Below are 12653 nucleotides of genomic sequence, written 5' to 3' on the forward strand. Positions count from 1 at the left end.
TTGATTGATTTATTCCTGTTCTTCTTTCTCCGTGCCAACGCCTTTTTCCATTGCTTTCCATGCTAAAGTGGCGCATTTGATTCGGGCAGGAAATTGGGAAACTCCCTGAAGAGCTTCGATATCGCCAAGATCCAGATCATCTTCATCATATTCTTTTCCCAGCATCATGTCAGAGAAAACTTTGGAAAACTTTAAGGCTTCTTCAATATTTTTACCCTTGATGGCTTGGGTCATCATGGAAGCTGAGGACATGGAGATGGAACATCCTTCTCCTTCAAATTTCGCATCAGCCACTTTGCCGTCCTCAAGCTTCAGCGTCAATTGAATACGGTCCCCGCAAGTAGGGTTATTCATATTGATCGTCAGGCTGTCATCTTCAAGTACCCCTTTGTTACGAGGGTTTTTATAATGATCCATTATAACCTGGCGGTAAAGGGTATCTAAATTTTTAGAAGACATCGCTGAAATACTCCTTTGTTTTGACAAGCCCTGAAACAAGCTTATCAATATCTTCTTCCGTATTGTACAGATAGAAGCTTGCACGTGCAGTTGCCGACACCTTAAGCCACTTCATCAGCGGCTGTGCACAATGATGGCCGGCGCGGACTGCAATTCCTTCTGCATCCAATACAGTAGCCACATCATGTGGATGAACATCGTCTATATTAAAGGTAACCAGACCGGCCCGTTTCGAGGCTTCTTTCGGCCCATATATGGTCATTCCGTCTATAGCAGACATTTTTCCCATAGCATAGGCGGCCAGTTTGTGCTCATATGCCTCGATTTCGTCCAGGCCAATCTGCTCAAGGAAATCAATAGCAGCACCCAGCCCAATGGCACCTGCAATAATTGGCGTGCCTCCTTCGAATTTCCACGGAAGCTCCTTCCATGTTGATTCATAGAGGCCGACAAAGTCGATCATTTCGCCGCCAAATTCAACCGGCTCCATTTTTTCAAGGTGCTTTTTCTTTCCGTAAAGAACACCAATGCCGGTAGGGCCACACATCTTATGACCGGAAAAAGCAAGAAAATCACAATCCAGGTCCTGAACATCTATTTTCATATGCGGAGCACTTTGTGCACCATCCACAACCATAATAGCGCCATTTTCATGGGCGATTTTTGCAATTTCCTTAATCGGGTTCATAACACCAAGTACATTCGATACCTGCATGATCGATACGATTTTGGTATCGGCTGTTACGGTTGTCCTGACATCCTCAAGGGAGATGGTTCCGTCTTCCTGCAGGGGAAGGTACTTTAATGTGGCACCCGTCTGTTTCGCTACCTGCTGCCACGGAATGATATTGCTGTGGTGCTCCATATAGGAGATCACAATTTCATCGCCTTCTGAGAGGTTAGCGCGTCCGTAGCTTGCTGCAACTGTATTGATGGAAGTTGTTGTTCCTCTTGTGAAAATAACTTCCTCAGTAGATTTTGCATTAATGAATTTACGCACCTTTTCCCTGGCACCTTCATAGCCATCGGTTGCTCTCGTGCCTAGCGTATGGACGCCTCTATGAACATTCGAATTATATTCCCGGTAGTATTTATCAATCGCCTCAATTACCGGAACAGGCTTTTGGGAAGTAGCGGCACTGTCCAGATAAACAAGAGGATTTCCATTGACTTCCTGATCCAGGATGGGAAACATTTGCCGAATCTCACGGGCATTCATTATTTTACTTTCCTTTCAATAACGGCAGTCAGCTGCTTTTTAACGCCTTCAATTGGAAGAGCATTAACAACAGGCGCCAGGAAGCCGTGAATAACAAGACGTTCAGCCTCTTTTTGGGAGATGCCGCGGCTCATTAAATAATAAAGCTGCAATGGATCCACACGGCCGACTGAAGCTGCGTGTCCTGCTGTTACATCATCTTCATCGATTAATAAAATCGGGTTGGCATCCCCGCGCGCTTTTTCGCTTAACATCAGTACGCGTGATTCCTGCTCGGCATTTGACTTGGAAGCCCCATGTTCAATTTTACCGATTCCATTAAAGATGGATGAAGCAGAGTCTTTCATAACCCCATGCTTTAAAATGTAGCCTTCAGAATTCCTTCCGAAATGAACTACTTTCGTTGTAAAGTTTTGAGTCTGTTCTCCGCGTCCTACAACAACTGTTTTAGTATCCCCGAAAGAACCGTCTCCAACAAGGTTAGTTGTATTCTCTGAAACTGTATTGCCATCGTTCATAAGTCCAAGAGCCCATTCAATGCGGGCATCACGGCCTGCAACCCCGCGGCGGTTCACATAAGCTGTTGTTCCTTTAGCAAGTGTGTCAACCGCACCATATTGTACTCGTGCATTTGCACCTGCAATGACCTCTGTAACAATATTGAAGATGCCGTTCGCTTCCTCAACTACAGAAAGATAGTTTTCCACGTAAGTAACTGAGCTGTTATCATCAGCTACAACCAATACATGGTTGAACAGGTTTGTCTCTTTATCATCATGGATATATACAGCTTGAATCGGCGCTGAAATTTCCACATTTTTCGGAACGTACAAGAACGCTCCGCCGTTTAAAAGAGCCGCGTGCAAAGAAGTTAAACGGTGTTCGTTCGTTTTGACGCCATCCTTCATAAAATACTTCTGTAGCAGCTCACTGTGTTCTCTTGCCGCTGTAAAGATGTCTGTGAAAATAACACCTTTTTCCTGCAGTTCTTTAGATACAGTCAAATGCGTTGGTCTATTATTGCGCTGAATATATAAATTCTGATCGCCAGCTTCTGTATCAATCAGGTTTCTTACATCTTCAGGAAGGTCGTTTAGAGACGCAAAGTCTTCACTTCCGACAATGTGCTTTTCGAACTGTGTGAAGTTCCATTTATCTATTTTAGTTTTATCAGGCTTTGGCATTGGCAGGCTTTCAGCGTCTGCAAGCGCATTTAGACGGAGTTCTGTCAGCCATGCCGGCTCGCCCATATCTTTTGAAAAGGAACTAACATATTCCTTATCAAATGGTAGTTTTATTTCCGTTGTCATAGTGATCCCCCTAACGCTTACGCTTCTTGCCCAACTGTTTCGTCTTCAATGCCCAATTCTTTCTTAATCCAGTCATATCCTTCAGCTTCTAAGCGCTGTGCAAGCTCCGGTCCGCCTGATTTTACAACGCGGCCCTGCATCATCACGTGAACATGGTCAGGTGTGATGTAGTTAAGAAGGCGCTGATAGTGTGTGATGATTAAGCATCCGAACTCTTCTCCGCGCATTTCATTGATTCCTTTTGAAACAACTTTCAATGCATCGATATCCAATCCGGAATCGATTTCATCCAGGATAGCCATTTTAGGTTCAAGCATCATTAATTGAAGAATTTCATTGCGCTTCTTTTCTCCGCCTGAGAAACCTTCATTAAGATAACGCTGAGCCATGTCAAGATCCATTTCAAGGAATTCCATCTTGCTGTCCATTTTGCGGATGAATTTCATAAGAGAAATTTCATTTCCTTCTTCAAGGCGGCTATTAATTGCAGAACGTAAAAAATCGGCATTTGTTACGCCGCTGATTTCACTTGGATATTGCATTGCAAGGAATAGGCCGGCACGTGCGCGCTCGTCAACTTCCATTTCAAGAACATCTTTACCATCTAACGTGATGCTTCCCTGTGTTACTTCATATTTTGGATGGCCCATGATAGCAGAAGATAAAGTAGATTTACCTGTACCGTTCGGCCCCATGATTGCGTGAATTTCTCCGCCTTTAATCTCAAGGTTTACACCTTTTAGTATTTCTTTTCCCTCAATAGCAACATGAAGGTCTTTAATTGTAAGTACTGATCCTGCCATAATATATACCTCCGTCAATAAAAAAAGATTTGTAAATCGGTTTCATCCGCAAATCTCTATTCTCATTTTATTCTCATTACAATCTTATAACAAATCAAATATCATAGCAACTCTTTGAGACCATAAACAAACTTTTCAAACGAAAATGTTTAGAAAGCCTGCAGATATAGATTTTATCATATAAAATCTTTGTCATCAAAGAGTGAAATTACCGGAAACCAGCATGTCCTGTCTATTTTTTCCCGGTACTGTAATTTCATGTACTGCAAAAAGAAAACCAGTGCATCATTGGCACTGGTTACTATTTACTTCATTATTATATATACCTTTAACTTAGGAATGAATTTTTCTTTCAAGATCTGCAACTAACCGCTGGCTTTGAAGATAATCTTCTTCACGTCTTTTTTCAACTTCCATTCGAATATCATGTTTCCGGCTGTACACTTCATATCCAACTCCATGGGCAGCTTGCATAGCTTTTTCCATTTCACTCGTGTAGTTCAGCTGTAACTGACTGATAATGAATCAATCCTTTCGGTTTTTATGCTTTTCAGCATTTGGTTTTACATCTAAAATCTTAACACTCACACTATACCCCGCACAAAGCGGAAAAAACCTGATTTTTTTAGCAAAATAAGGAATGAGAACTGGTGAAACGCTTTCATACTTCCTATCCTTAGAATACTGGCCGAATGCTCTGGATTAATGGTTGTTTTTATAAATTTTCTGAAAAATCATCATTTCAAAAGAAAACTCCTGCTGCTAAGCAGGAGAAGATTTTCAGTGATTTCGCTGATTCAATTCGGTCATGGCCTCCTGGACAAGCGTAACTGCCTGGCTCATGGCCGCTCCGCCGCCAAAAGCTGCTGTTACTCCTACTGCCTCAAGAATCTCTTCTTCAGACGCACCTTGATCAATGCAGCCTTTCGTGTGGTAAATAATGCAGTACTCATCCTGAGAATATAAACTGATGCCGAGGGCGATCAGCTGCTTCTCTTTTTGGGATAACACTCCTTCTTTAAAGCAGGCTTCTGTAAAAGCATTATAATGCTTTGCCAAATCCGGCATTTTTTCAGTAAAAACACCTAATCCGACTTTATAATCATGCAGGGCTTCTTCTATTGAGTTTGAAGGTTCCTGATAATGTTCCATCGATCTCCACTCCATTTCAAATAGTATCAAGGTTAGTATGTTTGATTGCTTTTCAATCTATACGGGAAGCGGGATTGCTGATCCACAAAAAAACAGGCGCTGTGAACGCCTGCATTTCTGCTTTACTCAGATACCGGCACAACGGCACCTTCATATTTTTCAAGAATGAAATCCTGGATTTCCTTGGAACGAAGCACTTCCACAAGAGCTTTAATTCCTTCTTTTTCTTCATCACCTGTGCGTACTGCAATTACATTTACATATGGTGAATCTTTATCTTCGATTGCAATTGAATCTTTAAGAGGATTTAATCCTGCATCGATTGCATAGTTGGAGTTAATCAGGACTGCGTCTCCTTCTCCATTATTGTAAATCTGAGGAAGAAGTGATGCTTCATATTCAGTATCAAACTTTAATTTTTTTGGATTTTCTTTTATATCTTCCAGTGTTGCTTCCGTTTTTTCCACATCTTCATTTAAAGTGATAAGTCCCTCAGCTTCAAGCATGGAAAGGATGCGGCCATGGTCTGCGACTGAGTTGCTCATGATGATGGTTGCACCCTTTGGAAGCTCCTCAAGTTTTTTATACTTTTGGGAATACACACCGATTGGTTCAATATGAATTCCGCCTGCATTCGTAAAATCATATCCATGCTCAGCCTTTTGTGACTCAAGATAAGGAATGTGCTGGAAGTAGTTAGCATCAAGTTCTTTAGACTCTAGAGCCTGGTTTGGCAATACATAATCCTGGAATGTTACAACATCAAGTTCAAAGCCTTTTTCTTCAAGTAATGGCTTTGCTTCGTTAAGAATTTCAGCATGAGGGACATTGGAAGCCCCCACTGTAATCTTTTTGCTATCTTTACTATCTCCACCTTCTCCGGCATTGCCGCCCTCTTCTGAAGTGCCGCAAGCTGCAAGAACAAGTGCAACTGCCAGTGCAAGAGCAAGTGATAACCATTTTTTCATGTCAATCTCTCCTTATCGTTTGTCTAATTTTGTTGTAATGATATCTCCAATAAACTGGATGATAAATACGATGATTAAAATAATGACGGTCGCCATAAGCGTTACATCACTTCGGCTCCGCTGGAATCCTTCCAGATAAGCCAGATTTCCAAGTCCCCCGGCACCGATTACACCAGCCATTGCCGTGTAGCCAACCAGTGCGATAGCTGTCACAGTAATTCCCGAAACAAGGGCGGGCATTGATTCTGGAAGCAGAACCTTCCAGATGATCGTGCTTGTTTTTGCGCCCATAGACTTGGCAGCTTCAATTACCCCTTTGTCAATTTCCCTCAAGCCGATTTCCACCATTCGGGCATAAAACGGGGCAGCACCAATAATTAATGCAGGCAATGCCGCATCCTCCCCAATCATTGTTCCAAGCAAAAGCTTCGTGAAAGGAATCAGCAATACAATCAGGATAATAAATGGAATCGAACGGAAAATATTGACGAACGCAGAGATAACTTTATTGATTGCTGTGTTTTCCCATATATTACCTTTTGAAGTCAAGAAGAGCAGCAGCCCCAAAATCGCTCCTAAAATAAAGGTTGCAATAACAGAAATAGCTGTCATATAGAGAGTTTCCACAGTAGCTTCCCACATGGAGTCCCATTTCACATTTGGAAACCATTCATTAAGCATTGGAAATCACCTCCACGCCCACTTGCTGAGAATGGATATATTCGATCGCTTTTGCAACTTCCTCTGGTTCTCCATCAACATGGATGAATAAGGTACCGTAGGAACCATTCTGCGTCTGGGAAATCTTTCCCTGAAGAATATTAACAGTTACCTGGAAGTGGCGGATCAGGTTTGTAATCAATGGCTGTTCAGCTGATTCGCCGACAAATCCTAATTGGACTACTTTTCCTTTTGGATACAAATCGACAAGATGATCAATTGTTTCCTTCGTTTCTTCAGGCTCTGTCACCTGCTGGACAAAGCGCTTTGTAATCACAGCTTTCGGATTCTTAAAGACATCCAATACAGGTCCGATTTCCACAATCCGGCCGCCTTCCATAACAGCAACCCGATGGCAGATTTTACGGATTACATGCATTTCATGTGTAATAAGGACAATGGTTAAGCCCAGTCGTTCATTGATGTCTACAAGCAGCTCCAAAATGGAATCTGTTGTCTGAGGATCAAGGGCAGATGTCGCCTCATCACAAAGCAGCACTTTTGGATTATTGGCAAGGGCTCTGGCAATTCCGACCCTTTGCTTTTGACCTCCGCTAAGCTGAGAAGGGTAGGCATCTTCCCTTCCTTCCAGACCGACGATTTTAATGAGCTCGTCTACTCTTTTGAGCCTTTCCTGCCGGGAAACACCTGCGATTTCAAGCGGAAATGCAATATTTTCTCTTACTGTTCTTGACCATAACAGGTTGAAATGCTGGAAAATCATGCTTATTTCCTGACGAGCTTTTCTCAGCTTGCTTCCCTTTATCTTTGAAACCTCATTGCCTGCTACAGTAACACTGCCATGGGTAGGAAGCTCCAGCCCATTGAGCATGCGGATTAAGGTACTTTTACCTGCACCGCTATATCCGATAACACCGAATATTTCTCCTTCTTTTACCTCCAGGTTTACATCATCAACTGCTTTAACCTGGCCTTTTTTTGAAGAAAATATCTTCTGTACATCCTTTATGGAAATCAACGTGATAGTCACCTCTTTTATCGAAAGATACAGATAATAATTAATAGACTGCTTTTATTCCCTTATCTTTTACTTCTCATAGGCTTTCATGCGCAAAAGCAAAAATGCCTTTCTGCACATGAGCAGAAAGGCATAAAGAGATTTAGTCCTTTCTCTCATCTATCAAAGCTATGCTTTGAGTGAATTGGCACCATTTCAACTAATTGACGGTTGCCGGGCTTCATAGGGCACTTCCCTCCACCTCTCTTGATAAGAGCGTTACGTTCTATATTCAATTAATACTTTAAATGAATTAAGCAGTTTTTTAATTACGTTTGCTATCGTATCATAGCCATTAAAAAGGTGTCAACGATGAAATTTCAAACTTTCGGAAAAAAGTGAATGATAAATTTCCCTTTACGCTTTTGCAGCAAGTGATGTGAGACCTGCAGCTGCTTCTATCGCCTGTTCCAGGTCTTCAATTAAATCTTCTGCATTTTCGATGCCGATCGAAATCCGAATTAGATCCTCCGAAACTCCCGCAGCCTTTAAGCCTTCTTCATCCAGCTGCTGATGAGTAGTGCTTGCAGGGTGAATAATCAGGCTCTTTGCGTCCCCGACATTTGCCACATGTGCCCATAGCTGCAGGCTATTGATCAGCTTGGCTCCAGCCTCTCTTCCGCCAGCTATTCCAAATACAGCCACTGCTCCGGCTCCTTTTGGCAAATATTTATCTGCCAATTCTTTGTCCGGGTGGCTTTCATGACCTGGATAGAGCACCCAATTAACGGCCGGATGCGCCTCCAGATATTCCACTACCTTTTTAGTATTGGCAACATGCTCCTTCATTCTTACATGCAGAGTCTCAAGGCCCAATGTGAACTGAAATGCACTTTGCGCACTCATTGCCGGCCCTAAGTCTCTTAACAGCTGTACACGGGCTTTGATAATATAAGCTGCTTCGCCGATTGCTTCGCTATAGACAATATTATGGTAGCTCGGATCCGGCTCTGTGAATCCCGGGAACTTAGGGGAATTCCAGTCGAATTTTCCGCCGTCAACTATTATTCCCCCCATTGTGGTTCCATTGCCGAGCAGCCATTTTGTCGCAGAGTGTATGACAATATCAGCTCCATGTTCAATAGGCCTGCAAAGATAAGGGGTAGCAAAAGTGTTATCGACAATCAGCGGCACACCTTTTTCGTGTGCAATTGCGGCAACCTTTTCAATATCCAGGATTTTCAGGCTCGGGTTTCCAATCGTTTCAGCAAAGACAGCCTTTGTTTTATCTGTAATGGCGCTGCGGAAATTTTCCGGATCCTTTGGATCCACCAGTTTCACCTTTATTCCATACTTGGGAAGTGTGACTGCAAACAAATTATAAGTACCTCCATATAAATTGGATGCAGCAACAATTTCATCACCAGCTTCGGCAATATTTAAAATGGCAAGTGTAATAGCAGACTGGCCGCTGGCAAGAGCCAGCGCACCCACTCCTCCTTCAAGCAGGGCCACTCTTTCCTCAAATACACTGACAGTGGGATTATGTATTCTGCTATAAATATATCCCGGCTCTTTCAGGGCAAAGAGATCTGCTGCGTGATCTGTATTCTTGAACTGATAAGCATTATTCTGATAAATTGGGACCGCCCTCGCGCCAGTTACAGGGTCAGGCTTCAGCCCCCCATGTACTCCAATTGTTTCAAAGCGGTAATTTTTCTGTTTGTCCGTCATCGCTATCTCTCCTCTATAAAAATGATTGTATTTCATTTAGAAAAGCTGAAAAACCCCCTTCATAAGAAGAGGGCTGTATCGACTCTTCTTATCTTCCAGAGCATTCTGCTCTGCTGGATTTAGCACCGTGTACTTTACCGGTTGCCGGGCTTCGCTGGGCCAGTCCCTCCGCCTCTCTTGATAAGAATATTCAGTTAATTAATATTAAAACGATATTATCATACTATTTAAAAAACGGTCAAGTATTGTGCAGTGAAATTTTCCCTAAACAGAAAAAAGACTCGAGCAGCAACTTTTTTCTGTAAGTGGTATCCGTCAAAATTTCATTTCGGGAGATGGCATCTCTTAATGTTACTTCTCCTGTAATCAGTGACAGTACAGCTTCTTCCGATCCCGAGATTTCCACATCAAAGTGGCGGGTGTGGCTCGCCTTCCGTATTTCTCCATTCGAAATCTTCAATGGAATGCATATATTTCCCGCTTTAATAAGCAAAGAAAAGTTTGATTTTCTTAAGAAAAATCCAAGATGCCCTTTTGCCTTTAATTCCCGGATGAATACATCAGGTAAATCCCTCACAGCCTCACCTCTTTGAATGGGGTCAATTACTTTTATATTCAGTAATAAAAAGCATTAATCCTTTATTTTTCATTCGACAAAACCTGAAAGGCAATGCCTGTTTAATTGGCATTGCCTTTTCATTTCCCGAGAAATATGTCAGATCATACTATTTTCACAGAGGGGGCTGCAGTTTTTGTCTTTTTATAGCCTCTGAATACAAAGAAAAAGTAGAGAGAGCCAATCAAGTATAAAGAAGCTGTAATGGTGAATACGAGTGCATATCCCCAATAATCTCCATATCTCATGACGATTCCTGTTGAAACCGGACCCATTACAGCCCAGCCCAGATTGAACACCATCTGATTGACTGAGTTTGCCAGTCCTTTCATCGAATCATTTACCTTTGACATCATCAATGACATTTGTATAGGATTTCCCGCATTCATCAGCGCCTGCCGGAACAAAAAGCCGATGGCAGCCAGCCAAAGATTTTCAGTATAAGCGGTTAAAAGCAGGAAAGGAAGTGACATAAGCTGCAGGATTACAACGGCTTTAACCTCTCCCACTTTTCTTACCACAACCGGTCCGATAATCATGGCAAAGGCCGTGGCAGCCTGCCCTAATGAAATAATTATGCCAATAGCTGAATTGGAGGCATCAAAGCGGTCTGCGAAGTATAGATTCAGATACGGAATAACAAGTCCTGCGCCAATTCCAATTAGAAGCTGAGCAAAAGCAAACATCGCGATAATTTTGACACCGTCATTTTTAGCTGAGAGGTTTTTGAATGACCAGCCTTTTATGCCCTTTGCATCGTGTTGATCTTTCGAAACCTCTGCGAAACGCAAAATTGGAAATAAGCCGGCTATGAAAAACACACTTGCAATCAGAAGGGTGATGCGGATGCTGGTGAGCTGATCCGTAAACAAAAGAAATACATCCGTTAAGATGCCCCCGCTTAAGTTCCCGATCACATTTGCGCCCGTCAATATAGCAAAATGGATACTGAACAGATGAACCCTTTGGTCAGCCCTTGAATTTTCAGCCAGCCATGGTATGCCCGATACCTGAAGAAAGGCTGTTGTCAGCCCGGTTAAAAATGCAAATAAAATCAGGAGTTCCTGCATTTCAACTATACTTCTGAAGAGCATAACTACACCTGTTGCAACTGCACCAAACATCATCGCTTTTTTTCTGCCAATTCGGTCGCTGGCGATCCCTGCCGGCACAAGAATCATTGCTGTCGCGAGAGCAGTCATGGATATGATTTGTCCATTAACACTTTCTGAGTAGCCGAGCTCCCTTATGTAGAAATTATAGATTACCATGAATATCCCAAAACCAATTTGTGTAAGGATATTCGCCATAAAAGCCAATTTTATGTTGCGGTTATAACCTTTAAACTGACCAGCCCACTCCCTGTAAAATGCCATGCGGATCCCTTCCTGCACTGTATGATTTTTATTTCGATTCCCTAAGTATCATACTCTTTCGGAATGGATTTGTAAATATATTTCGAATAGTGAAAAGACCTTTTTAAAACATGCAAAAAACCAGGCTGCTATGCTCCTGGTTTGTGCTAATCGATGCTTCTGATTTTATCCAATAAATAGGGTACGGATCGGAAAGCATATAATTTTTCATGTAAAGTTCCTTTTCTGAAGATGAGGAGGCAGGGTACGCTTTCCACTCCCCACTTTTCAGCCAATTGCGGCATATAATTTAAGTCCGCTTTCCCCATTTTTTGATCTGGCAGTAATTGTTCTGTAACTGCCAGCATCTTTCCTGCCATCTGGCAGGTTCCGCACATAGGCGTATACAAATAGATAAGAATCGTTTCTTCTCCGCTAATCGCTTCCTCAATGTCCTGCTGCGACCATTCCTGCATTTTATCATCCTTACTTTATCTGTCCAGATATTGTGTATAAATGTCAATGTTAGCTCCGAGCAGCACTGTTGCCAAATGGTGTTCAGGTGCTGTCGCTACTTCTCTGTACATTCTATCGATGTATAGATGCTCTGCCTCTGGAAATTCCCTTCTGAATTGTTTCCTCAGCTTTTCACCTGCTGAATCGGCATCCACCAATATATATACATCCTTATCAAACAGTGTGTCAATTAATTCATCCAGTTTGGTAATGCTTATTGTTCCATTTGTGCAGATAATTTCAACAGGCTCTCTTATAATGCTTTTAACTTTTGTTTTATCTGACTTTCCCTCGACAATAATCACTTTTTCCGGAATTCCATCGTTCATCGTCATCACCTGAAAGGGGTTATTTTGAAACTGTTCGTTAAAGTTAAGCTCTTTTCGTATAAAATGTTTTATTTTGCGCATCAATGCTGTCCGTTGATTTTCGCACCAGGCTGCTCAGCGAACCGCGGGGCGGGCGGTGAGCCTCCTCGACGCTGCGCGTCTGCGGGGTCTCACCTGTCCCGCTACTCCCGCAGGACTTTGAATAAGCTTCCTTGAGTAAACAACCGCACGAAGAAAATACGAATGCATTTTCGAGGATCTCACACCTTCCGCTACAATCAACTCAGCATATAATAAATAAAAAACATCATACCCTTCGAAAACAGCCAAAGTTAAAGCCAGTCATGCATTGGTTTTTATCTTAATATATTCATTATTCTTGGTTATGGTGTGAATCTCCTGCCCATTTTGGAGGTTAGGGCTGTGCTGATTTATATATTCCTTGCCCGGTTTAGGAAAGAAAAAATGTTTTTGAAGAAAAATATATATTTTAAAAAGACTTATTTCATTGTAT

General features: G+C 42.2%; 14 protein-coding genes and 2 riboswitches. All 14 genes read right to left on the reverse strand.

Annotation, left to right across the window (positions count from 1 at the left end; genetic code table 11):
- Nucleotides 1-9: 9 nt before the first annotated feature.
- Nucleotides 10-459 carry a Fe-S cluster assembly sulfur transfer protein SufU gene (gene sufU / locus BK139_RS11650; RefSeq protein ID WP_076258812.1) on the reverse strand — a complete coding sequence of 150 codons (450 nt, stop codon included), beginning with the start codon at nucleotides 457-459 and terminating at the stop codon, nucleotides 10-12.
- Complete coding sequence (locus BK139_RS11655; RefSeq protein WP_076258814.1) at nucleotides 449-1678, reverse strand: cysteine desulfurase; 1230 nt, start codon at nucleotides 1676-1678, stop codon at nucleotides 449-451. Before BK139_RS11655 ends, sufU begins: the two co-directional genes overlap by 11 nt.
- Nucleotides 1678-2988, reverse strand: coding sequence for a Fe-S cluster assembly protein SufD (sufD, locus tag BK139_RS11660; RefSeq protein WP_076258816.1), 1311 nt, complete (start codon nucleotides 2986-2988; stop codon nucleotides 1678-1680). The genes BK139_RS11655 and sufD overlap by 1 nt, the downstream gene beginning before the upstream one ends.
- Nucleotides 2989-3005: 17 nt before the next feature.
- A complete protein-coding gene (gene sufC / locus BK139_RS11665) occupies nucleotides 3006-3791 on the reverse strand; it encodes a Fe-S cluster assembly ATPase SufC (protein WP_035329355.1) in 786 nt (261 codons plus the stop codon).
- Between the two features lie 333 nt (nucleotides 3792-4124).
- Nucleotides 4125-4277: a YuzK family famiily protein gene (locus tag BK139_RS23960; protein ID WP_169799774.1), complete on the reverse strand. Its 153-nt coding sequence runs from the start codon at nucleotides 4275-4277 to the stop codon at nucleotides 4125-4127.
- Between the two features lie 294 nt (nucleotides 4278-4571).
- Nucleotides 4572-4943 (reverse strand): carboxymuconolactone decarboxylase family protein, encoded by a 372-nt coding sequence (locus tag BK139_RS11670; protein WP_076258818.1) that lies wholly within the window; start codon nucleotides 4941-4943, stop codon nucleotides 4572-4574.
- Nucleotides 4944-5065: 122 nt separating this feature from the next.
- The gene (locus BK139_RS11675; RefSeq protein WP_076258820.1) at nucleotides 5066-5911 is read right to left on the reverse strand and encodes a MetQ/NlpA family ABC transporter substrate-binding protein; all 846 of its coding nucleotides are present in this window, start codon (nucleotides 5909-5911) and stop codon (nucleotides 5066-5068) included.
- 12 nt (nucleotides 5912-5923) lie between these two features.
- Nucleotides 5924-6592 carry a methionine ABC transporter permease gene (locus BK139_RS11680; RefSeq protein WP_076258822.1) on the reverse strand — a complete coding sequence of 223 codons (669 nt, stop codon included), beginning with the start codon at nucleotides 6590-6592 and terminating at the stop codon, nucleotides 5924-5926.
- On the reverse strand, nucleotides 6585-7610 hold the full coding sequence (locus tag BK139_RS11685) for a methionine ABC transporter ATP-binding protein (protein WP_076258824.1): 1026 nt from the start codon (nucleotides 7608-7610) through the stop codon (nucleotides 6585-6587). The genes BK139_RS11680 and BK139_RS11685 overlap by 8 nt, the downstream gene beginning before the upstream one ends.
- 152 nt (nucleotides 7611-7762) lie before the next feature.
- A riboswitch (SAM riboswitch) is annotated at nucleotides 7763-7866 on the reverse strand.
- A 140-nt stretch (nucleotides 7867-8006) separates the two neighbouring features.
- Complete coding sequence (locus tag BK139_RS11690) at nucleotides 8007-9323, reverse strand: O-acetylhomoserine aminocarboxypropyltransferase/cysteine synthase family protein (protein ID WP_076258826.1); 1317 nt, start codon at nucleotides 9321-9323, stop codon at nucleotides 8007-8009.
- An 85-nt stretch (nucleotides 9324-9408) separates the two neighbouring features.
- Nucleotides 9409-9510: riboswitch (SAM riboswitch) on the reverse strand.
- Between the two features lie 51 nt (nucleotides 9511-9561).
- On the reverse strand, nucleotides 9562-9900 hold the full coding sequence (locus BK139_RS11695) for a hypothetical protein (protein WP_076258829.1): 339 nt from the start codon (nucleotides 9898-9900) through the stop codon (nucleotides 9562-9564).
- A gap of 143 nt (nucleotides 9901-10043) precedes the next feature.
- Complete coding sequence (locus BK139_RS11700; protein WP_076258831.1) at nucleotides 10044-11315, reverse strand: MFS transporter; 1272 nt, start codon at nucleotides 11313-11315, stop codon at nucleotides 10044-10046.
- 146 nt (nucleotides 11316-11461) lie between these two features.
- A complete protein-coding gene (locus BK139_RS11705) occupies nucleotides 11462-11770 on the reverse strand; it encodes a thioredoxin family protein (RefSeq protein WP_076258833.1) in 309 nt (102 codons plus the stop codon).
- A 15-nt stretch (nucleotides 11771-11785) separates the two neighbouring features.
- Entirely contained in the window at nucleotides 11786-12139 is a 354-nt protein-coding gene (locus tag BK139_RS11710; protein WP_076258835.1) for a toprim domain-containing protein, read from the reverse strand.
- Nucleotides 12140-12653: the final 514 nt, after the last annotated feature.

Origin of the sequence: Paenibacillus sp. FSL R5-0490 (assembly GCF_001956215.1) — a bacterium.
In the GTDB taxonomy this organism is placed as follows: domain Bacteria; phylum Bacillota; class Bacilli; order Bacillales; family Cytobacillaceae; genus Cytobacillus.